This window comes from Desulfatiferula olefinivorans (assembly GCF_054657895.1).
In genome coordinates this window covers 14873-39263 of the sequence record NZ_BAAHXV010000024.1, presented here as the reverse complement: position 1 = coordinate 39263, position 24391 = coordinate 14873, and the positions used below count along the sequence as shown (strand labels likewise).

The 24391-nt window shown below is 60.9% G+C and carries 17 protein-coding genes and 1 tRNA gene; 7 read left to right on the top strand and 11 right to left on the bottom strand.

Features of this window, described 5'->3' with window-relative positions:
* Positions 1-27: 27 nt before the first annotated feature.
* The 3 genes from ACYQ11_RS15565 to groL all read left to right on the top strand — a co-directional run bounded on the left by ACYQ11_RS15565 (position 28) and on the right by groL (position 2728).
* Positions 28-114 (top strand) — tRNA-Leu (locus ACYQ11_RS15565).
* A gap of 678 nt (positions 115-792) precedes the next feature.
* On the top strand, positions 793-1083 hold the full coding sequence (groES, locus tag ACYQ11_RS15560) for a co-chaperone GroES (RefSeq protein ID WP_459924730.1): 291 nt from the start codon (positions 793-795) through the stop codon (positions 1081-1083).
* Between the two features lie 16 nt (positions 1084-1099).
* On the top strand, positions 1100-2728 hold the full coding sequence (groL, locus tag ACYQ11_RS15555; RefSeq protein WP_459924729.1) for a chaperonin GroEL: 1629 nt from the start codon (positions 1100-1102) through the stop codon (positions 2726-2728).
* Positions 2729-2836: 108 nt separating this feature from the next.
* Here groL and ACYQ11_RS15550 read toward each other — a convergent pair whose 3' ends face one another.
* The 3 genes from ACYQ11_RS15550 to ACYQ11_RS15540 form a co-directional block, all read right to left on the bottom strand.
* Entirely contained in the window at positions 2837-4054 is a 1218-nt protein-coding gene (locus ACYQ11_RS15550; RefSeq protein WP_459924728.1) for an NAD(P)/FAD-dependent oxidoreductase, read from the bottom strand.
* A gap of 12 nt (positions 4055-4066) precedes the next feature.
* On the bottom strand, positions 4067-4246 hold the full coding sequence (locus ACYQ11_RS15545; protein WP_459924727.1) for a hypothetical protein: 180 nt from the start codon (positions 4244-4246) through the stop codon (positions 4067-4069).
* A 279-nt stretch (positions 4247-4525) separates the two neighbouring features.
* Positions 4526-6130 (bottom strand): hypothetical protein, encoded by a 1605-nt coding sequence (locus tag ACYQ11_RS15540; RefSeq protein WP_459924726.1) that lies wholly within the window; start codon positions 6128-6130, stop codon positions 4526-4528.
* Positions 6131-6815: 685 nt separating this feature from the next.
* Between ACYQ11_RS15540 and ACYQ11_RS15535 the strand changes: the two genes are divergently transcribed.
* Positions 6816-8720 (top strand): FAD-dependent oxidoreductase, encoded by a 1905-nt coding sequence (locus ACYQ11_RS15535; RefSeq protein WP_459924725.1) that lies wholly within the window; start codon positions 6816-6818, stop codon positions 8718-8720.
* 66 nt (positions 8721-8786) lie between these two features.
* Here ACYQ11_RS15535 and ACYQ11_RS15530 read toward each other — a convergent pair whose 3' ends face one another.
* Positions 8787-10148 (bottom strand): B12-binding domain-containing radical SAM protein, encoded by a 1362-nt coding sequence (locus ACYQ11_RS15530; protein ID WP_459924724.1) that lies wholly within the window; start codon positions 10146-10148, stop codon positions 8787-8789.
* A 287-nt stretch (positions 10149-10435) separates the two neighbouring features.
* Here ACYQ11_RS15530 and cyaB point away from each other — a divergent pair, with 287 nt between their 5' ends.
* Positions 10436-10954 carry a class IV adenylate cyclase gene (gene cyaB, locus ACYQ11_RS15525; RefSeq protein WP_459924723.1) on the top strand — a complete coding sequence of 173 codons (519 nt, stop codon included), beginning with the start codon at positions 10436-10438 and terminating at the stop codon, positions 10952-10954.
* 282 nt (positions 10955-11236) lie between these two features.
* Here the strand turns inward: cyaB and ACYQ11_RS15520 are convergent, their stop codons facing one another.
* From ACYQ11_RS15520 to ACYQ11_RS15490, 7 genes are all read right to left on the bottom strand, one after another.
* Positions 11237-11836: a response regulator gene (locus tag ACYQ11_RS15520; RefSeq protein ID WP_459924722.1), complete on the bottom strand. Its 600-nt coding sequence runs from the start codon at positions 11834-11836 to the stop codon at positions 11237-11239.
* Positions 11826-14141, bottom strand: a complete 2316-nt coding sequence (locus ACYQ11_RS15515) for an ATP-binding protein (protein ID WP_459924721.1) — start codon at positions 14139-14141, stop codon at positions 11826-11828. Before ACYQ11_RS15515 ends, ACYQ11_RS15520 begins: the two co-directional genes overlap by 11 nt.
* A gap of 13 nt (positions 14142-14154) precedes the next feature.
* Positions 14155-15426 (bottom strand): ABC transporter substrate-binding protein, encoded by a 1272-nt coding sequence (locus ACYQ11_RS15510; protein WP_459924720.1) that lies wholly within the window; start codon positions 15424-15426, stop codon positions 14155-14157.
* Between the two features lie 145 nt (positions 15427-15571).
* Entirely contained in the window at positions 15572-18682 is a 3111-nt protein-coding gene (locus ACYQ11_RS15505) for an efflux RND transporter permease subunit (RefSeq protein WP_459924719.1), read from the bottom strand.
* Positions 18679-19878, bottom strand: coding sequence for an efflux RND transporter periplasmic adaptor subunit (locus ACYQ11_RS15500; protein WP_459924718.1), 1200 nt, complete (start codon positions 19876-19878; stop codon positions 18679-18681). Before ACYQ11_RS15500 ends, ACYQ11_RS15505 begins: the two co-directional genes overlap by 4 nt.
* 16 nt (positions 19879-19894) lie before the next feature.
* On the bottom strand, positions 19895-21367 hold the full coding sequence (locus ACYQ11_RS15495; protein WP_459924717.1) for an efflux transporter outer membrane subunit: 1473 nt from the start codon (positions 21365-21367) through the stop codon (positions 19895-19897).
* On the bottom strand, positions 21364-21828 hold the full coding sequence (locus ACYQ11_RS15490) for an EVE domain-containing protein (protein WP_459924716.1): 465 nt from the start codon (positions 21826-21828) through the stop codon (positions 21364-21366). Before ACYQ11_RS15490 ends, ACYQ11_RS15495 begins: the two co-directional genes overlap by 4 nt.
* A gap of 309 nt (positions 21829-22137) precedes the next feature.
* Between ACYQ11_RS15490 and ACYQ11_RS15485 the strand changes: the two genes are divergently transcribed.
* On the top strand, positions 22138-22956 hold the full coding sequence (locus ACYQ11_RS15485) for a formylglycine-generating enzyme family protein (protein WP_459924715.1): 819 nt from the start codon (positions 22138-22140) through the stop codon (positions 22954-22956).
* A 159-nt stretch (positions 22957-23115) separates the two neighbouring features.
* On the top strand, positions 23116-24357 hold the full coding sequence (locus ACYQ11_RS15480; RefSeq protein ID WP_459924714.1) for an exonuclease SbcCD subunit D C-terminal domain-containing protein: 1242 nt from the start codon (positions 23116-23118) through the stop codon (positions 24355-24357).
* Positions 24358-24391 lie beyond the last annotated feature (34 nt).

The window sequence follows — 24391 nt, the reverse complement described above, 5'->3', positions numbered from 1 at the left end:
AAACGCTGATATACACAAGCCCACATTGCCGAAGTGGCGGAATTGGTAGACGCGCTAGGTTCAGGGTCTAGTGGCTGTATGGCTGTGCGAGTTCGAGTCTCGCCTTCGGCACCACCTGAAAAAATTAACCCCTCAGAAAGTCACGCTTTCTGAGGGGTTTTGCTTTTTGGGGGCCAGGCTTTGAATAAAGTCGATTTCATCGAGGATGTGGCGGATAAGCTCACGCGGCGAAGGAGACACGTTCCACCTCTTTCATGATGTGTGGCCCGATGTAGGGGCTGAGTGATTCAGGGGTCAGCAGGTCGACATAGCGGTTCAGCAGCTCTTCTATATATAAGGATCCATTGAGATTTTTTTGTACCGGGCATATTTTTTTATGGCTCCCCCTTGAAAGGAATCCGGCCTGTTTTATATTTTTTCATTCCATGCGGCCCCGGTGCCGCGAAGGGTATGTCGGCCGGCCCATCTTCCCCCCGATTTTTTGACAGACGAGGGAGGGACTGCGGGGCGGGCCTTCAGGGCCCGGCCTTCTGACGGCCAACGGGTCTCATCTCCAACGATACAGACATGGTAACGGTGATAAGGGCGGCCGATGCTGCCGTGGCCGGTTCGGAAAAACCGTCGGACAGCGTGTTCCGACAATGGATTTCCGGTTTCTCCGGCACGGACGGGCTGCGCCGCGGCCATGGGCGAGGCAGAGGATATCGGCGGCCGTTCCGACCGGGACGGGCCGCCGTGAACCCGGTAGTTCGGTGAAATTATAAACATCAAATTTCAAGCGGAGGAACAACCATGAACATCAGACCGCTCAATGACAGGGTGATCGTCAAGCGTATGGACGAGGAAACCAAAACGGCCGGGGGCATCATCATCCCCGACACGGCCAAGGAAAAACCCCAGCAGGGAAAGGTGACGGCCGTTGGCCCCGGCAGACGCGACGAGAACGGCAACCGGATTCCCATGGATGTCAAGGAAGGGGACACGGTTCTTTTTTCCAAGTATGCCGGAACCGAGATCAAGATCGACGGCGAGGAACACATGTTCATGCGTGAAGAGGACATTCTGGCGGTGATCAACAAATAATCAGGAGGGATGAGTGATGAGTGCAAAGCAGATTATCTACGGGTCACAGGCTCGTGAATCCATGTTAAAGGGCGTCAATGCACTGGCCAATGCGGTGAAGGTGACCCTTGGCCCCAAAGGCAACAACGTGGTTTTGAGCAAATCTTTCGGCTCCCCCCTGGTCACCAAGGACGGGGTCAGTGTCGCCAAGGAGATCGAGCTGGAAGACAAGTTTCAGAATATGGGCGCCCAGATGGTCAAGGAGGTGGCCAGCAAGACCAGCGATACCGCCGGTGACGGCACCACCACCGCCACGGTTCTGGCCCAGGCCATCTACGGTGAAGGCAACAAGCTGGTGGCGGCGGGCATGAACCCCATGGCCCTCAAACGCGGCATCGACATGGGCGTCGAGGCGGTGGTCGCCGAACTCAAGAAACTGTCCAAACCCATCAAGGACAAGAAGGAAATCGGCCAGGTGGGCACCATTTCCGCCAACAGCGACGAAACCATCGGCAAGCTGATTTCCGAAGCCATGGAAAAGGTCGGCAAGGAAGGGGTCATCACCGTCGAGGAGGCCAAGAGCATGGACACGTCCCTTGACATCGTCGAGGGCATGCAGTTCGACCGGGGTTACCTGTCGCCCTATTTCGTCACCAACGCGGAAAAGATGGAAGCGCTGCTTGACGAGCCCTATATCCTTCTTCATGAAAAGAAAATCAGCAGCATGAAGGATCTGGTGCCCCTTCTGGAGAACGTGGCCCGGTCCGGCAAACCCCTCCTGATCATCGCCGAGGACGTGGACGGCGAAGCCCTGGCCACCCTTATCGTCAACAAGCTTCGCGGCACCCTGAAGGTGGCTGCGGTCAAGGCCCCCGGGTTTGGTGACCGCCGCAAGGCCATGCTCGAAGACATTGCCGTCCTCACCGGCGCCCAGGTGGTGTCCGAGGATATCGGCGTCAAACTGGAAAATATCTCCCTCAATGATCTGGGCACCTGCAAGACCGTGAAGATCGACAAGGACAACACCACCCTGGTCGACGGTGCCGGAAGCCGTGCCGCCATCGAGGGCAGGGTCAAACAGATCCGCACCCAGATCGAGGACACCACCTCGGACTACGACCGTGAAAAGCTCCAGGAACGCCTGGCCAAGCTCATCGGCGGGGTGGCCGTGATCACCATCGGGGCCGCCACGGAAATCGAAATGAAGGAAAAGAAAGCCCGCGTCGAGGACGCCTTGAACGCCACCCGTGCCGCCGTGGAAGAAGGCATCGTGCCCGGCGGCGGCGTGGCCCTGATCCGCTGCCTCAAGGCCCTGGACAAGGTGGCGGCCAAGGGTGAGGAAAAGAGCGGGGTGACCATCCTCAAGCACGCCCTGACCGAACCGCTGCGTCAGATCGCCGTCAACGCCGGCCTTGAAGGTTCCGTGGTGGTCAACAGGGTGCTGGAGGGCAAGGGTGATTTCGGGTTCAACGCCCAGAGCGAAACCTTTGAAAACCTTCTGGAAGCCGGGGTCATCGATCCCACCAAGGTCGTGCGTTTCGCCGTCCAGAACGCCGCTTCCGTGTCCGGTCTGATGCTGACCACCGAGGCCATGATCACCGACGCCCCGGAAAAGAAGAAAAAAGCCGACATGACCCCGGACATGATGGATGAGGACATGTACTGATTGTTCATGACCAACCCGTTCACAAAAAAACCGTCGGAAGGCTCCGGCGGTTTTTTTTGTTTGATGCCTCAGCGTTGCCGGATTGGTCGGGAAAGACCGTCGGCCCGCTTATTGTCTGCGTTTAATCCATTTCTGGAATGCCTGTTCAGCGGCGACGGCAATGGGCTCCGCACTGGGTTCCGAGGAGATGTCCGGGTTGCAGGCCGCCGTGAATGTGGTCAGATCCGTGATGGTTTTTTGGCCCAGGATAAGGGCGGTCACCGCATCGATCTCACGGGCCGGTGCCACGTTGTAGCCGACGATCTGGCCGCCGATCAGCCGGGTCGTTTTCCGATCGAAGATCAGCTTGAGCTTCCAGGGCGTCATGCCGGGAATCATTCCGTGTTTGGTGCGTGATTCCGCCGTGGCGGTGATGATGTCGTACCCTTCCCGCAGGGCTGTCGCTTCGTTCAACCCGGTACAGGAAATCGCCATGTCGAACATCCGGCATCCTCCGGCATTGATCACACCGGGATAGGCCACGTTAAATCCGGCCAGGCGCTTGGCCGCGAGACGGCCCTGCATGACGGCCGGCCCGCGCAGGCGCCCGGCGTCCGGTTTTCCGGTGATCACGTTGATTTTCTGAACGCAGTCGCCTCCGGCCAGGATATCCGGATCGGAGGTTTCCTGGTATTCATTGACTGTGATCCCGAAGTCGGCGATTTCAAGGCCGATCTGCCTTGCCAGTTCCAGATTGGGGCGAACCCCGACATTGATGAATACCACATCGGCATCCAGCGTTTCTCCGGTGCTCAATTTGACACCGCACACACGGCCGTCACGACCAAGGATTTCAGTCACGGTCTGCCCGGTAAGGATATGAATTCCTTTTTGTCGGACGTATGACGTCACCTCTGCGGCCATGTCGCCGTCGAGCATCAGGGGCAGGGGATGATCCGCCAGTTCGACCAGGCTGATGTCGTATCGGTCGGGGTAGTGGGTCATAAGGATCGACGCCATTTCCATGCTGATGAACCCTGCCCCAAGAAAGACAATTTTTTTGGGGTTGTGCCGTTCGAAATACTGGATAATGGTTCCGGCGTCCTCGAGGTTACGCAATCCCATCGCACCGTCAAGGTTGATGCCCGTCATCGGGGGTTTGAAAACACTGGAGCCCGTGGCCAGAAACAGCTTGTCATAGGAAAGTGTTTTTCCTTTCGCCAGGGTGACCTGTTTTTGTTTGGGATCCACATGGGTCACGTCATCGACGATGACGTTGATCCCGGCATTTTCGAGCATGCTGTCCTTGTTGATGATGGATTCGGGGGTGACCAGACCGGTCACCACATGGGGCAGCGCTCATCTGACAATGAAGTTTGCTTCCTTACGGATAATCGTTACATCGACCTCCGGCATCAGTTTTTTGGACAACATGGCCGCCGGTCCGCCGGCGCCGCCACACCCGATGACAATTAGTTTTTCGCCTTTGTTCATGTGTTTGCCTTTGTCTGTTTTGCGATGTTGTTTGATGGTAGCCAAGGGTTCCGATCCCCTGAGGCGTCCCTCTCCGATGCTGTTTGATATTGCAGTGGTTTTCATGAAACGTGCCAATAACGGGCAAGGCCAACCCGGGGGCAGGACCCGTGCGGGGGCACAGGATTTATCCCCTTTGATTTCCTTGGCAATCATGCATGCCCGATATGTCTGCCCCGGATGGTTGCAACGGGCGTCATGGTTTTCGGAGTTGCGTGTGGCGCTACGATATGCAAATCATAGCGCCACCGTTGCGTCATGGTGGCGCTATGGTTCCACTTTGGGTCAGGATGTTAGAACACTGCGGCAGGCCGCGGCGAAATCCTCGGGGTAGTGGCCGCAGATGAAGCGGAGCTGGGCTTCGGTAAAGGCCCCCATGGAGTAGGGGATTTTGGGCAGAAAGGCGTAGAGCAGGTGCTGGCCGCATTCGGCCGCGTCAAACCGCCCGGAGAACTCGATGCAGGTGATCATGCGGGCCCCCAGGGTGGTCAGAAGGGTCATGGCCCGCCACATGGCGGTGTCCAGGGAACGACGCACCGCATGGTCCGTGGCCAGGATATGGGCCAGGGGCTGTTTGGGCATGAGGTTCAGCTCCCACTGGGAGGTCTGGGCCTTGGGCACGAAGAGCATCACGTGCTCGTCTTCGTAGACCACCAGCGAGGACCGATCCGGATCACGGACGTCCATGCGGGCGTTGCTTCGGATGGCCCGGATGTAGTCGGTGAAAAAATCCTGACCCGTTTTCCTGCGGTAGTCCGTGATAAAGGCGTGGACCTGATCCCCGCACCCGTAGGTGGGAATCCTTTCGACCGAATGGTCGAAACTGCTGAAGCCGTCGATCTCTCTGGGGATCAGGGCGTACTGCTGGTGAATCTGCTGGTGGGAACCGTGGAGGTTGTAGCCCGACGCCGTGAAATGGAACCCGTAGTTCCATCCCCAGAGGGTGGCGTTATACATCAGGGGGCCGGTCTTTCCGGCAATGAGCGTGTCCATGATTCTTCGGCGAAGGTCTTCCAGATCCTTTTCCGATGACGGTGTCCGTTCGCTGAGGCCGGTGAGGCCCAGCATCGCCCCCACCCGGGAATAGGTGCGCTGGTAGTAAAGAAAGCGAAGGCCCCGGATGTCTTCCTCCCGGGTCCCGGCCATGTCGTAACGGGGCGAGTCCTCGGCCATGTTGGCCGCGAAATGGCCCCAGGGGATGTAACTGTTTCGCCGCAGGTATTCGTAGACGTGGACCCCGGTCTCCGTGTTTTCGTACTCCCCCACGATCTCGCTGCCGCCCTGGATGCCCGGACGCAGCACCATCACCTCGCGCAGGTCTTGGGGAAGACAGGGATTGTTGACCAGGGATTCGAACAGCTCGTGGTTCCGGATCACCGGCACGAGGTGGCCCTGGCCGGTTTTTTCGAACAAAAGGCCGTCTGGGACGCCGTCACGATATTGAACGGTGCAGCAGAGACGGGCCAGTCGGATGAGTTCCGCAGGATCCGTGGATTCTGAGGCGATGGTCAGAAGAACCGGCTGGGGAAGGGCGGCAAAGACACGGTCCAGATCGGCGACTTCGCCCAGGCTTTTCGAAAAACTCATGGGTTTGGGCCGGGGCAGGGTGATGGATTCCGGGTTTTTGCTTTTGGCATCGGCCCAGACTGAATTGATGAAGGTGGCCCCCCGGAAGGGAAAGGGGTTGTGAACCTCGTAAATCACATCGGCCCGGGGCTCATTGACGGCGGACGTGGGGAAATTCCGCGTGTTGACCGCTTCGTTCCCATCGTCATCCCGGCCCAGACTGCGGATGCCGTCGTTTTTCCTGAAGTTTTCGATATGAAAAAAAGGCCGGTGAAGACCATAGACAAAACGCCCGGCAGGGCTCACACAGGTTTTCAGCTTCATGGCGCAAAGGTTCCTTCACGTTGGGGTGGCTGGTTTCGATAAAAAAATACATAAATCACAGATCGGAAAAAATCTCAACCGTCCTGATCCTTGTGCAGGGCAATCGCATGTCTATCCCGCACGACCCATGGGTCATGCCCTGTGGGGAGCGGCTCATGATATGCCGTGTGTCAGGAATTGACAACCCCCATTCCCTTCGTGTCCTTCAGGGCGCGCAGCGACCGGGTGGTTGAATGGTTTGGTTATGACGGAAAAGGGGCGGGGCTCTTTTCCGTCACGGCATGGGATGCCCACAGGAGCGTTGCCGTGCGACATGCGCCGGCATGTCCGGCGTTCTCTGTGTCTTTGTGTCTCTGTGAGAGCGATTAAACCGGCGTCTCCGAAGGGGGCGGTCCAAGTGATTTCTCACAAAGACACAAAGTCACAGAGAGGGTGTCGTTTGCTCAAGCGGTGTATTTCTTGCCGGCACGGATGACGTGTTTAAGTCAACGGGATTGATCGGAGATCAATCCGCTGAGATTCTCACGAAGGCCGTTTTTGTTTTTCTTCAAGGATATGAAACATGCGATCACCCTGGATCCTTGTGTCGGAATTGACATAAACCTTGAAATTCGCCGGTATCTTCGGTATGACATCAGCTTGTTTTCTTCGAAGATACAAGACCATACAAGGAGACGGCAGGACGATGAACGTTTCGGATGTCAACACATGGGAAAACGGCGAAACGCTTGCGGGCGCCGTGGAAAAACAATTTGCGGACCGGGCGCCCCGGGCCCTGATCGGCTGGGCCGGGATCATCATCCGTGACCCGTCGGTGGACAAGGTGGCCCTGCTCGAAGCGTATCTGAAGCGGGTGGCCGATGAATCCTGCGGGGAATGCACGCCCTGTCGCGAGGGAACGGCCCGGATGCGGGAAATCATCACGGGCATCTGCGAGGGCAGGGGGGCTGCCTCGGATCTGGACGATCTCCGGGTTCTGTCGACCTACATCGGACTGTCCGCCCGCTGCGATATCGGCCGGACCGTGGCCAAGCCGGTCCATGACATTCTGGATTTTTTCGCATCGGACGTCGAGGCGGTTCTCACGGGCGAAAGACAGGTGGAACGGGGCCGCTATGACAGCCTTCTGACGGCCCCCTGCATCAACGCCTGCCCGGCCCATGTGGACATTCCGGCCTACCTCGAGCATGTGAAACACGGTAGATGGGTCGAGGCGATGACCGTGGTTCGGAGCGGCTGCCCCATGCCGGGAACCATCGGGCGGGTCTGCGTGCGGCCCTGTGAGGAGAACTGCCGCAGAAATTCCCTGGACGCCCCTTTGGCCATCCGGGGCATCAAACGCTTTCTGGCCGATCGGGAACAAGCAGGCGACCTGCGCATCGACGAGCCCCGAAAGCCGGAGAAACCGGAAAAGATCGCCGTTGTCGGAGCCGGTCCCGCCGGGCTGTCCTGCGCCTATTATCTGGGACGCCTGGGGTATACGACCACGGTGTTCGAAGCCCAGGAAGGGCCGGGGGGCATGGCGGCCTACGGCATTCCTTCCTACCGGCTGCCCCGGGACGTGATTGCCCACGAGGTCGCCTTGGTCGAGGCCCTGGGCGCCGAGATCAGGTACGGGGTGAAAGTGGGCAAAGATGTTACCGTCGATGAGCTGGAGGATCAGGGCTACCAGGCGGTTTTCCTGGGCGCGGGCGCCCCGGAATCCTCGGCCATGCGCTGCACGGGTGAGGATTCCGGCTATCAGGGCTTTATGCCGGGCGTCGATTTTCTGGCCCGGGCCGCCCGGGGAGAAAAACCTCTTGAGGGCAAACGGGTGGTGGTCATCGGCGGCGGCAACGTGGCCATGGACTGTGTGCGTACGGCCCGTCGTCTGGGGTTTTTGGACGTGAATCTTCTGTATCGCCGCACCGAGGCGGAAATGCCCGCCGATCACCATGAAATCCGTGAAGCCAAAGAAGAGGGCGTGACCTTCCATTTCCTGGTGGCGCCCCTTGAAATCATGGCCGAAAACGGGGTGGTCACGGGATTGAAATGCCAACGCATGGGTCTGGGCGAACCGGACGCAAGCGGACGCCGCCGGCCCGTGCCGGTCGAGGGTTCCGAGTATGTCATCGACTGTGATGCGGTGATTCCCGCCGTGGGTCAGAAATGCGCGGTCAATCAGGTGATTTCGGGGGAGGATTGCGTGACGTCCTGGAACACCCTCATCGTCGACGGGGCCACCTTTCAGTCCGCCCGGCCCGAGGTCTTCGGCGGCGGCGACTGCGCCACGGGACCGTCCTCATTGATCGCGGCCCTTTCGGCGGGCCGACAGGCCGCCTCCTTCATCGATCAGTATCTGAAGACCGGCGCATGCCGCCCGTCCGACCGGGATGTGCTGGAACATCTGGTGAGCGACGGCAGGGTGTTCGACCATGAGCCCGCGTTTACGTTTTCCGGCGGCACCGTCCGGGAAGAACAACCCGTCGTCGATCCCGAGGTCCGGATTCATGATTTCCAGGAAGTCGAAAAAGGCTTTTCACCGATTCAGGCCCGCATCGAAGCCGCCCGGTGCCTGAGATGCTACCGGATCCTTGTCGCGAGCGTCTGATGCGCCGTGCCCCGATCATCACGGGCGGTTTCCGGGTTTTTGGGGAACCGCCCGTGACGACCGTCATCAGCCATAGGCTTTGAGACTTTCCATATAATCCGCGTTTTCCTTGATCCATCGCCGCAGCAGGATATTGCCGCCCATACGGTAGGATACCCGCCAGCCCCGTTTGCGCCGGTAGGCGGTCATCACACGCGGCAGGCTGTAAAACCGTTTCATCTGATCGACGATGGCTTTCTGCATCTCATAGGCCGAGCACTGTTCCGGCCTGGCCACCACATGCATGCCGTCGTAACGGTTCCAGTGACTGTGCAAAAGGTTGTCCTTGTTTTCCGTGTGGGCCCGGGTGCCGGGAAACGGGGTGATCGAAAATACCTGGATGGTGTCCATGTCCGTTTGAATGGCATAGTCCACGATATTCTTCGGGGCCTCCGGCGAATCCTTGCTGTCCACCACGAACATGCCGTGAATGCCGATGTTGTGTTTGTGAAGATTCTCCACACACTGCCGGACCGCATCCACGTTGTGAACCTTGCCGTATTTTTTGAGGGTGGAAGGATCCACGGATTCGACGCCCACATAGACGATGCGGCAGCGGGTTTCCTCCATCAGATCCAAAAGTTCCTCGTCCCTGGCGGCGTTGACGCAGATCTGTCCGGACCAGCGCAGGGGCACGGCCTTCTGTTTGATCAATTCCCGGAGCAGGGATTTGGCTCTGGCAGGATTGGCGCCGAAATTGTCGTCACCGAAACAGACACTGCGATGCTGGACCGGGCGCAGTTCCTCGATCACCTGCTCATGGGTCTTGAACCGGTATTTGCGCCCGAAAAGCGGTGTGACGCTGCAGAACGAGCAGTCGTGGGGGCAGCCCCGGGACGTGATCACGATGGGCGGAATCTCATCACGGCCGATCTGGGGCGAAAGGGTGAAATTCGGGGACGGCAGGGTGGACAGATCCAGAAAGTCGCTTCGGTCGTTGTGCCGGCATCCGCTGCCGTTGATTTTGTAAGAGAGCCCCGCGATGGTGTTCGGATTTTCCCCTTTTTCAAGGGCGTTCACAAGGGCGAGAAAGGGGGCCTCGCCTTCGCCCCGGATCACGTAGTCACAGTGCCCAAGGGCTTCTTCGGGCAGAAAGGAGGCGTGGGGGCCGCCCATGACCACGGTGACGCCTTTTTGTTTCAGCTCGTCGCAGAGATTGTAGGCTTCCCGGATCGTGCTGGACAGGGAACCCACGCCCACCAGGTCATAGTGGGCCAGCTGCTGTTTTTCCGCGTCGGTCATGGGGTTCAGCCAGAGGTCGCAGGCATAGCCGTTCTGATCGAGCAGGGCGGCGATGGTGGCCAGGCCCACCCGGGGCAGGCAGGTGCGGCTGTAGACGTGGGTCAGGTCGGACACCGCCTCGACCAGGGCGATTTTGTATGGTTTCATGGACTATCCTTAGAGCTGATCGCATCGCCTGCGGGCGATGCGGGAGTAATCCTTGACGCCTGTATCGTCAGGGAGTGCGATCGGTGTCCCGAGGGGGTGGAACGTCAGGTCGGGATCGATGGTGGCAAAGAATTCATGGGGACTTTACCTTATGTACAGACGGATTGCAAACGACTTCTCAAACCAGCCGGCGCTGGCGGTTTCCGGTGAAGTCTGATATCAGGAGACAGACCCTCACGGGCGCCGGAACCCTCGGCGGAACCTTCAACCCTCATTGCAGGCGGACCATGAACGATCTTGAAATTGAAATCAAAGCCTGGTGCCCGGACCTTGCCCCGGTCCGGGACATCCTTAAGACTCTGGGCGCCGTATACCGGAACACCTGCCGGGAAGAAGACCGGTATTACAACCATCCGGCCAGGGATTTCAGCCGGACCGACGAGGCCCTTCGGCTTCGTCGGGTGGGGGAGACCGTGACCCTCACCTACAAAGGCCCCAAGCTCAGCCGGGCGTCCAAGGCCCGGGTGGAAAAGGAAACCGGCGTCGATAACGGCGACGAGGCGTCAGACATTCTGGAGCTTCTGGGGTTTAAGGCCTCGGGGACCGTCACCAAGACCCGCGAAGGGTTTGATCTGAACGGCATCACCGTCTGCCTTGATCAGGTGGACGGGCTGGGATCCTTTGTGGAGCTTGAAAAGAAAGGCGACGACCTTGAAGCCGTTGAACAGGAGTTGCTGACCCTTGCCGGACGGATCGGTCTGGATCGATTCGAGCGGCGGTCTTATCTGGAGTTGATTTTGGGGTGAGGTGGGCAGGGTGGGCATGGTGGGCAGGGTGGGCAGGGACCACGGACAGACACGGACGACCACGGACAGGCACGGACCACGGACTGGCACGGACCAGGGACTGGCACGGACTGCCGGCATGGGCGCAGGGTGAAGACGTATCTGTCAAATGAGTATTGTGCTTAGCGCCGTCCGTGTACGTCCGTGGTCCGTGTAAGTCCGTGTCTGTCCGTGCATGTCCGTGGTCCGTGCCCACACCCCCACACCCCCACACCCCCACACCCCCACACCCCCACACCCCCGTCACTCCTTCTCCTCATCCCCCGTCACGCTGCGCCGGGACTTGTACCAGGATTCGTGGCCGTACATGGCGTCGGCGCATGTCGGACAGAGGGTGTGGGTGAACAGGGCCTGGGAGTGGTTCTGGATATAGGCTTCGATGCGCCCCCAGGCGCCGTTGTCTTCGCGGACGGATTTGCAGTTGGCGCAGATGGGGATCAGCCCGCGCAGTATCTTCATTTCGACATGGACCTTGACCCGGGCCAGCAGTTCCGGTGTTTTGAAGGGTTTGGTGATGTAGTCGGCCCCCCCCGCCTCGAAACCTTTGACAATATCCTCGGTTTCGGTTTTCGCCGTCAGAAAAATTACGGGAATGTGCCGGATGGTCAGATTGTCCTTGATGCGGCGACAGACCTCGTAACCGTCCATGTCCGGCATCATGATATCCAGAAGCACCAGGTCGAAGGGTTTTTCATCCAGCCAGGCCAGGGCTTTGGCCCCGTTCAGGGCGAATTCCACCCGATAGTTTCTTTCCCGGAGCAGACTGCCCAGAAGCTGGATGTTTTTGGGCTCGTCATCGACGATCAAAATGGAAAAGGGGGTTTCGGGCGACTCAGTCGTCATGGGTTTCTCCTGAATGGGTTTTGAGGGTTTGGATGAGTGCGGGAAAGGCGTCGAGGGCCGCCTGCATCTGGGCCACATCAAAGGCCTCGACATGAAAAACCAGGTCGTCGCCGTAAGTCGTCAGAATATCCAGCTCGTGACTCCGGCCCAAAGATTGAATCTGCTCGCCGAAGGCCTTGACCGCGTCCATGGGCTGCTGGTGACGAAAAGACTCCCAGAGGTCCGTGATCTCGTTTTCGAGAATCCGGAGAACGGCGGGAAGGCGGCTCAGAATCCTGGGCGGCAGAGTCCCGGCTCTGGGGCAGGCGTCGGGCGACGGCATGGACCTGACCTTCAGATGCCTTGAAAGGACGGTCAAGAGGGCATCGAAATCGATGGGCTTGGGCAGATGATCGTCAAACCCTCTGTCCCTAAGGGCGTCGGCGTCGGTCGACGAGGCGGTGACGGCGATGATGGGGATATGACGGGTGGCTGCGTCGGATTTGAGGCGGCGCGTGGCGGTGGTCCCGTCCATCTCCGGCATCCGGATGTCCATCAGAATCAGCGCCGGTTTATGACTCCGGGCCCGATCCACCGCTTCCCGGCCGTTTTCGGCCGTGACGGGGGTGAGGCTCAGCTGACTGAGCAGGGACGTGAGCAGGGTCCGCTGGGATTCCATGTCGTCGGCCACCAGCACCGTGCACGTCTCGAACTGGATGCGGTGGGGTGAGAAGGGCAACGGCGGCGGAGGAACGGCCTCGGATGAGGGCCTGACATCCCGGATCAGTATATGGAAGAGACTGCCCTGATCCAAGCGGCTTTCGACCCAGATTTTGCCGTTCATCATTTCCACCAGCCGCCGGGTGATGGCCAGTCCCAGGCCGGTTCCTCCGTAAAGACCGGCGTCCTGGCCGGGTCTCTGCTCGAAGGCTTCGAAAATTCGGTCGATGTCGCCTTCGGGGATACCGATGCCTGTGTCGGCGACGGACAGGCGAAGGTCGATCCGGTCTGATCCGGGCCGGGGTATCCGGCGGACCGAGAGGATGATCCTGCCTTCCCGCGTAAATTTGACGGCATTGCCCACGATATTCAAAAGCACCTGCCGCAGGCGGACGCCGTCCAGAAGGAGGGCCTCAGGCAGGGTTTCGTCGATGTCGACGGCAAGGGCCAGTTTTTTGCGGGACGCCTGAATGGAAAAGACCTGCTCGACCTCGAAGACAATGGTTCGGATGTTACAGGGGGCCACCCGGATGTGGATTTTGTCGGCCTCGATTTTGGACAGATCCAGAATGTCGTTGATCAGGGTCAGCAGGCTTTTGCCCGCCGTCCGTATGGCCGTCAGCCAGTTTTTCTGTTTTTTGTCGGTCACCTGGGCCGCCAGAAGTTCGCTGAATCCGATGACGGCATTGAGGGGGGTCCTGATTTCATGGCTCATGTTGGCCAGGAACACGCTTTTGGCCCGGTTGGCCGCCTCGGCTTTCTCCTTGGCCAGGGAAAGTTCTTCGACCCGCTGGTTCAACTGCTCGTGCATGTCCGACAGGGCGTCTGTGGTGGCGTTGATGGCGCTTGCGATGCGGCTGAGTTCGTCGTTCCCCGGGATATGGAGCTTGCGGGAAAAATCGCCCTGGCCGATGATGTTCATCGTGTGGTGCAGCCTGGCCAGATAGGTTCTCAGGCGGGTCAGAAACGTGACCAGAATCGTCGAAACGATCACGGCGATCAGAAGCCCGATCCCTGTGATCTGGCCGGTCAGCCGCCTGAAATGCCCGGATTTTTCCTTCTCGACGATGGTGATCAGTCGGTTGAGTTTGATTTCGAAATCCGCTTCAAGGAACAAGAGGGCGCTGTCGATGGTGTTCCGCATCTCCAGCAGGGCGTGGTCCCGGGTGTCGGCATACTGGTAGATCAGGCCGTCCCGTGAGGGATTGGGACGGCTGAGAATGGCGGTCAGATCCCTTTCAAGGCGGGCCGTCCGGGTGCGGGTGAATCCCCAGAAGGTGTTCATGGCCGTGATGGTGGCCTCTTTGTCCTGGTCCGCCAAAAAATCCCGAATGTAAGGGCAGGCGTTCAGCTGTTCGAGTTCTTCTTCGAAGGTGCGGTGAGCCTGTTTCCACGATGTGAAGGTCTTGTCCAGTTCCTGGGTGGTCAGAAGCTGGGCGGTGGTCAGCTGCAGCTGTTTGAGGGCCATGACCGTACGGTGGCAGATGGTGTCGGCCTGATTCAGGCGGTCGATACCGACAATCAGGAAAAGGGTCAGGCCGGAGATGGCCAGAAATCCCGTCAGGACCGAGGCGATGGCGATGATGAAGCGCGTGCGGAGTTTCATGGACGGTTTCCGGTCATGGGGTTTCTCCGGCACGGTGGGCTTCGGCGATGGTCTCGATGTCGGAAAGCACCTGCTCCAGGCTGTCCGGCTTCAGGATGAATTCACCGAGCTTGAGAACGGCGGCTTCGCTGATGGGTGTTGGGGTGGCTTCCCAGTAGCGGTTCAGCAGGCGGTAACCGTCGGCCCGGATCCGGTCAAGGAGGTCACGCTTGATCGGCGGCAGATAGTCCGTATCGGCCTTCCGGTTGGCCGGGCAGGACTGGTGCACCGTCGCAAAGGACGCGTTCCCCCGGGGGCTCATCCACCAGTCGGCCAGGCGACGGGCCGCGTCGGCATGGGGGGCGTTTTTTGCGGTGAAGATCGGCCCCACCTCGAAGACGATGTTGTTTCCGGCGGCGGGATTGTGAGAGGGCAGAATGAAACAGCCGATGTCCTTCTCGTCGACGCCCTGGGCCGTCAGCACGCTGGAATAATACCAGGTGCCGCAAAGGGTCATGGCGCAGGATTCGCTGTTCCACAGGTGACCGCCGTTGGTCAGCATGTTGACCGAGGGGTCGGTGAAGTACCCCTTGTCGATCATGCCCTTCCACACCCGGCAGGCCTTGATGACCCGGGGATCGGTGTACGCCGTGGTGCCCCGGCACAGGCCTTCGTACAGGGCCGGATCCTCACCGATCAGCATTTCCTCGAACCAGATGAAGGCCGGCCAGGAATTCTGGAGGGAGGAAAGAATCGGTGTGACTCCCGCCGCCTTCAACCGTTCGCAGACGGCGATGAATTCGGGCCAGGTGGTCGGGGCGTGAAGGCCCAGGCGGTCAAAGATCTTTCGGTTGTACCAGACCGGCCAGTATTCGACCACGTAGGGAAAGCCGTAAACCTTGCCGTCGACGGTGAAGGCGGCCCGCATGTCCGGGGAATAATCGTCGGCGTATTTGTCCCACACGTCCGTCAGGTCGGTGACGAAATTGTGGTCAACCAGTTCCCTGGCGCGGAATGAAGACCACCAGACGAACAGCTCCGGCGCCTGATCCGTGGGCAGACCGGCCATCATCTGATGCCGGAACAGATCCGGGGTGATCGAGGGCACCGCATGGATCCCCACACCAATGGCCTTTCGTGCCGTTTCGCCCTGTTTGATGAAATTTTCCTGAAACATCGGAAGATTGCCTTTGTCGTGGGCCAGGGTCACGTCCAGGGATTCCGGCGGAGCCTGAGGGCAGGCGGTCAGGATCAGACAGAGAAGAAAAACAGTCAATACGGGGGCCGCCCGGCCTGGATGTATCACAGGGATCTCCTTTTGGGCCAAGGTGATGTCCGGGTCAATCCCATGGCGGGCTGCTTCACGTGCAACCGTTCGGTATCAGAGGGGAATGGACGTCAAGACCTTGCCGTGAGTCATGATTTCAGTGTCGTCGTGAACGCTCAAAATACTACCCGTCGGACAATGATGAGTCAAGTTGATTTTTTTGCCGCCATTGCCGGACATCCTCGAGAATCAGGTATAACGACGGGACCAGAACCAGGGTGATCAGGGTCGAAAACAACACCCCGAACCCCAGGGAGATGGCCATGGGGATCATCATCCGGGCCTGGCGGGAGGTTTCGAAGATCATGGGCGTCAGCCCGCCGAAGGTGGTCAGGGTGGTCAGCAGGATGGGACGGAACCGCTGGATGCCGGCGTCCCGGACCGCCGCCGCAGGAGATGCGCCCCGGGCGACCAGCCGGTTGGTGAAATCGATCAGCACCAGGGCGCCGTTGACCACCACCCCGGCCAGGGCCACCACGCCGAACAGGCTGATCACCGACAGGGAATAGCCCATCAGCACATGGCCGAGGACGGCCCCGATCATGCCGAAGGGAATGCTGGCCATGATGATCAGGGGCTGGGCGTAGCTTTTGAAAGGAATGGCCAGAAGGGCGAAAATGCCGAACAGGGCCAGGGAAAGGCCCGTGATCAGGGAGCCGATGCTTTTGCGGATTTCCGCCTGGTGCCCTTCGAAACTGAAGGAAAGGCCCGGGTGGCGTCTGATCAGCTCCGGCAGCAGGTTTTTTTTCAGTTCGACCAGCATGGCCTCGGTTCGGGACGCGGGGCTGACGTTGGCGGTCACGGAAATGACCCGCCTGCCGTCGGTGCGGGTGATGGCGGTGTACGCCCGGCCCTGGGTCAGGGACACGGCGTCGCTAAGGGCCACTTCGCCGGTGGGGGTCCGGAGGATCAGGGTTTCCAGCGTCGCTTCGGTGGCCCGTTCTTCTTCGGGCAGGCTGACGCGTACGGTGATTTCGTTGCGTCCGCGCTGCTGTCTGAGGGCCTCGGCGCCCTGGAAGGCGTGTCGGATCTGGAGGGCCACGCTGCGGGAGGTCAGGCCCATGCGTTCGCCCAGGGGTTTGAGGCGGATGTCGTACTGGCGCTTGCCCCGGGCCGAGCCGTCATCGATGTCCTGAACGCCGGCAAAGGAGCCCAGCTGTTCGGACAGGTCCTCCCCGGCGGCTTCGAGAATGTCCTTGTCCCGGTGGCTGAGCATGACGGTCAGGTTCTTGCCCGAACCCGGACCGCCCATGTTGGATTCGAACCGGATGGTTTCAAGGCCGGTCAGTCTGCCGGCTGCGGATCGCCACAGCCGGGTGACGGCGGCGGTGGGCAGGGGCCGGGTTTCGGCGTCGGTCAGGAACAGCCGGACGGTGACGGTGTTGTCGGACACGTTGCTCAGGATGCCCCGGGACAGGGTGGGCCCGCCGTGTTCGTCAACAACCCGGGCGGCGGCGTCGACCAGACGCCGCTCCACGTCGGCCAGGCGCTCTTTGGAACTCCCGTAGGGCAGGGTGGCGGCGCAGTAGGCGAAATCGGATTCCACCACGGGAAACATCACCATGCCCATGCGGCCCGAGGAAACATACCCGGCGGTCGCGAGCATCAGGGCGATGCCGAAGGCCGTCACGCTGTAACGCCGGGCGAGCATGCGCTCCAGGGTCTTTCCGTAAGCGTTTCTCACGAAATCCTCGAAGGCCAGGCTGAACCGTTTCTGGAACCGTTCAATCAGGGGAAAGGGAAACACGGATAAGGTGCGCCTGCCATGGGCCAGGTGGGCCGGGAGGATGAACAGACTTTCGATCAGCGAGATCGCGAACACGGCGGTGACCACCACGGGAATGACCTTGAAAATCTTGCCCATGACGCCGGGGATGAACATCATCGGCAGAAAGGCCACCATGTTGGTCAGCACGCTGAACACCACCGGCATGGCCACCTCGCGGACCCCGGCCACGGCGGCGTCGAAGAGGGTCAATCCTTTTTGCCTGTAATGGTAGATGTTTTCGCCGACCACCACCGCGTCGTCGACCACGATACCCAGGGTGACGATGAAGGCGAACATGCTGATCATGTTGATGGAAAAATCGGCGGCCGACAACACCAGAAAAGACCCCAGGAAGGAAATGGGGATCCCCAGGCTCACCCAGAAGGCCAGCCGGATTTCCAGAAACAGGGCAAGGCACACGAACACCAGGATCAGGCCCAGCCAGGCGTTTTTCACCAGAAGCTCGGCCCGCTGGATATAGACGTCGGAATAATCCTGGAGGATCGTCAGCGAAACGCCCCGGGGCAGGGACCGGTTCAGGCGTTCGACGGTTTTTTTTGCGGCGTCGGCCACATCGGTGGGGGTCTGGTCGCCCACCCGGTGAATATCGATCATCACGGCGGGGCTGCCGTTGAACGAGGCCCAGACGTTGCTGTCCTCGAACCCCTCCCGGACCCGGGCCACGTCGCCCAAAAGGACTCGGGACCCGTCCGGCCCGGTCAGAAGGGGAATGTGTGCGAACTGACCGGCCTCGTCGCGGCGGTCCTTGACCCGCACCAGAATGTCCCCGCCCGGGGTTTTCAGCCGGCCGCCGCCCATGTCCACCGAGGCCCGGGAAAGGGTTCCGGCCACGTCCTCCAGGGTGAGGCCGAAGCGGCGCAGCGCGGCCTGGGCCATTTCCACGGTGATTTCCAGGTCCCGGACCCCGGTCAGGTCGACCTGGGTGATCGATTCATTTGACAAAAGCTCATCGCGAACCTGATCGGCCAGGGCCCGCAGGGTCAATTCGGAGGCGGCGCCGGACAGGGCCAGGGTCATCACCCCGCGCTTGTGGGCGGCCAGGGCGACCTGGGGGTCTTCGGATTCATCGGGAAAGGTGGTGATGCGGTCGACCTCGCTGGTGATTTCCTGGCGGAGGCGGGCCATATCGGTGCCGTCCATGGCCTCCACGGAGATGCTTGCCACACCCTCGAGGGCCATGGACGTGATCCGGTCGATGCCCTCTATGCCTTCGACGGCTTCTTCCACGGCCAGAACGATGCCGCTTTCCACTTCATCGGGACTGGCGCCGGGGTAAGGCACGGTGACGGTCACCACGTCAATCGTGAAATCGGGAAAGACCTCCTGTTTGAGGCGGCCGAAGAGGATGACCCCCCCGACGAGAAACAGGGCCATCAGGAGGTTGGCCACCACCTGGTTGCCCGCCATAAAGGCCAGGGGGCCGTGCTGGGACTTGCCCTGTTTCATCGTTTGTCCTCCGACTCGGGCATGTCTGCGACGCCTGCTTGTTCCACGGCCATGCCGTCCACCGGATGGGCCGGGCCGGAAAGGATCACCGATTCACCGCCATTCAGGCCTTCGCCGATGTAGACGGTCTCACCCGACCTGAACACCGGCGTCACGGGCCGGATGGAAAGGCGGTCATTCTCGTAGATAAGGACCGTGTCGTTGTCCTGCAGGGCGGATCGGGGAAGGGCGCACACGCCGGTGAGGGTGCCTGCCTCGATGGAGACCGATACGTAATCGTCGATGAAAAGGCGGTGTGTCCCGTCGCCCAGGGGATTTTTTACGGAAAGGATCACGGTGGCCATGCGGCCGGTACCGCTGAGGTTTCCGGCCGTCCGGACCACTGCGGCCGGAAACTCGGCTGCCCCGGTCTGGGACCGGATGCGCGCCGGGGCGCCTTCGGCGGGTGTTGAGCCGAACCGGGCCAGGTCGTCTATGGGTACCGCGGCCTCGACCCAGAAGGTGTCGGCGTCGACCAGGGTGGCCAGGCTGTCCTGGGCATTGACATAGGATCCCAGGTTGACCTGGCGGTCCAGCACCAGGGCGTTGAAGGGGGCCGTGATCTGGGTTCGCGACAGGTTGAGTTCGGCCAGACGGAGTTCGGCTTCCGCAGCGGCAAGGGCGGCCCGGGCCTGGTCGAGCTGGGGTTTTCTCAGAATCAGCTCCGAGGGTTCGGCGGGCGCGGTGCCAAGGTCGGCCAGCAGGCGGAGCTCCTCCCGGGCCACGGCCTGGTTTCCTTCTTCGAGAGAAAGGGCTGCACGGGCGCTGTCCCGGGCGCTTTGCGCACGGGACACGGCGATCAGATGGTCGGTGTCGTCCAGGCGAAGAATCAGGCCGCCCCGGTCGATCCGTCCGCCGGGAACAAAGGCGCCTGAGACCTGTGCGACCTCGCCGGACACCCGGGATCTGACGGTCACCCGGCGGAAGGGAATCACCGTGCCCATGGCGGATATCGTGACGGTGACGTCGCCGGATTGCACCGTCATCGTCCGGACCCGGGGAATCTCCCGTTTGGGCGGGGTACGGACGATGGCTGGGGCAGACGCCTTGAAAACGACAAAGGCCAGAACCCCGGCGGCGATGAACAGGATCGGGATCAAAACACGGGCGGTCTTAACGGATCGGGTGCGGTGGTCGGGGTGCTCGGTCGTCATCATGTGCTCCACGGTGTGATCAGTCGGCATCGGGTGCTGATGCCGTTTCAGGGTGTGAATCGCCGCCGGTGTCCGCCGGGTTCTTGTCGGGATGCCGGACCAGGGTCCGGGCCCAGTCTCCGCCCAGGGCCTTGTACAGGGCCACGCGGTTGCGGATCAGTGAGGCGTTTTCGTCAATGAGCCGCATTTCCAGGTCCTGGACCCCGGACCAGGCCGTCAGGTAATCCGGATAGGTGTTTTGGCCGTTGAGATACCGGGATCGGGCCCCGGCCATGGTCAGGCGGGCGGCGTCGAGCTGGGCGGCCAGAAGGGTAAGGTATTCCTTTTGGCGTTGTTCGGCGGACAATCCGGCTTCAACCTCCCGGATGGCCCGGGCCACGGTTTTGGCATAGGCGGTAAGGGTCTCGTCGGCCAGGGCCCGCTGCCGGTCCACCTCGGCTTTTCGGGCGCCTCCGTCGAACAGCGGGCCGGTCAGACCGGCGGCCAGGCCGGCGATCCAGTTCTGGAACACCAGGTCGGTCGAGTCGGCGGCAAAGGTGATCCCGGCGGACAGGGTCAGCGACGGCAGGCGGTTTGCCCGGGCCGCCGCGATGCGGAAGTCGGCGCCCTGAAGCTTCAGTCCCGCCGCCCGCACATCGGGACGGGTCGAAAGGAGGTCGGCGGGCAGTCCGGTGGGGGGCAGGGGAATCAGGGCCGGAAGATCACCCGGGGAAAGGGAAAGGCTCCGGGGGTCGGACCGTCCCAGCAGAAAGGCCAGGGCCTGGAGACTCTGGGTTTCGACCAGTTGAAGCCGGGGCATGCGGGCCTTTGCCGCGGCCAGAACCTGACGCTGCTGGGCCACCTCAAGGGCCGAGGCCTTGCCCTGGGAAAACCGGAACACCTGGAGATCCGTAAGCTGACGGTTGATGGTGATCTGTTCGGCAAGAAGGGCGATTTGCCGTCGTGCCGACAAGATGTCGATCCAGGTGGTGACCACGGCCGAGGCCACGGTGAGGGCCGCCGTGTCCAGATCTTCCCGGGCCGCCTCGTAATTCGCGAACTCGGCCTTTCGCAAGGCGGAAAGGCGTCCCCAGACATCCAGCTCGTAGGCGGCGGTCAGGCCGGCGGAAAACGACCGGCTGTCGACGGTGCGGGCCGGGGTGCCGTCCGTTTCGGTCCGTGTCCGTCGGCGTGCGGCTCCGGCCTCGGCCATGACCGACGGGATCAGGTCGGCTCCGACCTTTCGCAGGGCGGCGTCGGCCTGATTGAGCCGGGTCCGGGCGGTCCGGATATCGAAGCTCGAGGAAAGGGCTTCGTCGATCAGCCTGTTGAGTTCCTCGCTGCCGAAGGCCGTCCAGAAGGGCCCGGGTCCGGGATCGCCGTCGGTGTAAAGGGAATAGGCCCCGGGCAGGGTGTCGGCGACCGGGGGCCGGGCCTTGGGCGTGAACATGGCCCCGCAGCCGGACAAAAGGACAACCGCGGTCAGGGCGGCAATTCGTCGGCACAGGGTCATTTCGTTTCCATCGACAGGATGTGACGCCATGCGGCGTCGGACACGTGCATTACCGACAGACGGTTGCCTTTGCGCACCAGGGGCAGGGCGGCAAGGGCCGGGTCGTCCTTGAGTTCGGACAGGGGAATGACCCGGTCCGTGTGGCGGACATACCGGACATCGACCATGAACCAGCGGGGCCGGGCCGGGTCGCTTTTTGCATCGAAATGGGGGTTTGACGGGTCGAAGGCCGTGGGGTCGGGGTAGCCCCCGCGCACGATCTCCATGATGCCGACGATGCCCGGAACCTTACAGTTGGAATGATAGAAAAAAGCCAGGTCGCCCGGTTCCATCTGATCCCGCATCATGTTGCGGGCCTGGTAGTTCCGAACCCCGTCCCAGGGCTCGGTTGCATCGGGCCGGGCCTTCAGGTCGTCGATGGAGAACGCGTCGGGTTCGCTTTTCATCAGCCAGTGGTTCATGATTACCTCCCAATCGCCGGATGCGGATGATTGTGTCGTTACGTCGTAACACAAGGTCGAAACAAACGCACTAAAAAATCAGAGGAATATCATACCCATCACGGGGCGTTTTCGACACGTTTTTTTATGAAGTCCATGATTTTTTTGAATGTTTACCAATGGTTCAGCATATGTTATGCATTCGGAAAACGGCGGCGGCCTTTCGTTTGACAAAACACCCGTTACCCGGCGGGGTGAACACCATGTGCGTCGGGGGCGCATCCGGTCGCCTGGAGGGGCTCTTACAAACGTTTTCACCCGGGACGTGTTATGGCGCGATGGATCACGGCGGTTATCGTGCCGGCCTGTCTGGCGGCGGCCTGTCTTCTCTTTGCGGTTCGGGCATCGGCGGTCGAACGGCCGGCCGTCACCAATGACCTGAACATGACCTTTGTCTACATCCCCCCGGGGACCTTTGCCATGGGCAGCCCGCCATCGGAGCCGGGGCGGGATGGGGACGAGGGGCGTCATACCGTGACCCTCACCCGCGGGTTTTACATGCAAACCACGGAAGTGACCCAGGGCCAGTGGAAACAGGTGACGGGGAAAAATCCGTCGCGCTTCACCGATCTGTTGCGGAGCCATGACGACTGGCCGGTGGAATGCGTGTCCTGGAACGATGTCCAGGAGTTTATCCGGAAACTCAATTGCATGGACGGCAGGGAGGCCTACCGTCTTCCCACGGAGGCGGAGTGGGAGTACGCCTGCCGGGCGGGAACCCTGACGGCTTTTGCCTTCGGCGCCTGCCTGTCCACGGATCAGGCCAATGTCAACGGGCAGAATGCCGTCTGCGACGGCGGTCTTTTCCGCAGGACGACGATGAGGGTGGGATCGTTTCCGCCCAATGCCTGGGGCCTTTATGACATGCACGGCAATGTCAACGAATGGTGCCGGGATGTCTACGACACCTATCCTCCCTTTTCGGTGACCGATCCCCGGGGCGGAACCTGCGGCTCCTACCGTATCCTGCGCGGCGGGGGCTGGTACGACGAAGCCCGGCACAGCCGGTCCGCCTATCGGGGGAGGCATTTCCCCGGTCTCAAAAGCCCCCATAACGGGTTTCGTCTCGTACTCGACGTGCAGCCCTGAGAGCCTTTTTCGTAAACGGCGGAATATCGTTGCAACGGTTTAGCCGGGTCGGTATAAGGGATGTTCCGGTCCACAGGCAGCCGGACAGCAAAGTGATACGCTTGTTTTGAAGGGGCGAAGGGCGCGTGTCATCAACCCGCAGAGGATGAAGCGGTCGTCATGAAATTTCTTCACACATCGGACTGGCATCTGGGCCGGTCGCTTTACGGACGGAAACGCTACGAGGAGTTTGAGGCTTTTCTCGACTGGCTGGCCGACCTTCTTTGCGCCGAAAAGATCGACGCGTTGCTGGTTTCAGGCGACGTGTTCGATACCGGTACACCGGGCAACAGGGCCCAGGAACTGTACTACCGGTTTTTGTGCCGGGTGTCGGGCGGATACTGCCGCCATGTGGTCATCATCGCCGGGAACCATGATTCCCCGACCTTTCTCGATGCGCCCAAGGAACTGCTCCGGGTGCTGAACGTCCATGTAATCGGGGCCATCACCGATTCGCCGGACGATCAGGTGATCGTGTTGTCGGACGAGGGGGGGGAAGCTCCCGGCGCCCTGGTCTGTGCCGTGCCCTTCCTTCGAGACCGGGATATCCGCCTGGTGGATCCGGGGGAGAGCGTCGATGAAAAAAACATCAAGATGACGGCGGGGATACGCCGGCACTATGCCGAGGTGGCGGCCGCCGCCGAACGAAAACGGCGGGATCTGTCCGAACAGGCGATTCCCATCATCGCCATGGGTCATCTGTTCACCGCCGGAGGGAAAACCGTGGACGGCGACGGGGTCCGGGATCTGTATGTCGGCTCCCTGGTCCATGTGGGGCCGGAGGTGTTCCCGGCGGCCATCGACTACCTGGCCCTGGGCCATCTGCACGTGCCCCAGGTCGTGGGCGGGGCGGAGCATATCCGTTACAGCGGGTCCCCCATTCCCATGGGCTTTGGAGAGGCCCGCCGGGAGAAAAGCGTGGTGATCGTCGAGACGGGCACAGCATCGCCCGGTCTGTCAATCCGCCTGGTCCCGGTGCCCTGTTTTCAGCCCCTGTTGCGTCTGTCGGGCAATCTGGACCACCTTCTTGAGGCCATAGGCCGGCTCAAGGAGGACGGCAGTCGGGCCTGGCTTGAAATCGACTACACCGGGCTGAGATCGGCGGGCGATGTGCGCGACGCCCTGGCGCAGGCCCTGTCAGGCAGCGACCTGGAGATCCGGAGAATCCGGAACCGGCGGGTCACGGACCGGGTGATGCAGACCCTGTCCGAGGACGAGCGGCTCGACGACCTCGATGTGAACGAGGTGTTCGACCGCTGCCTTGACGCCCACGGCATCGAGGGAGAGGACCGGGATCTCCTGGCCGAAACCTATGGGGAAATTTTAAGATCTCTGGACGACGACGACCGGAACGCCTCGTGAAAAAAACCTCCGTTTTAAACGGCATTGGGACGGA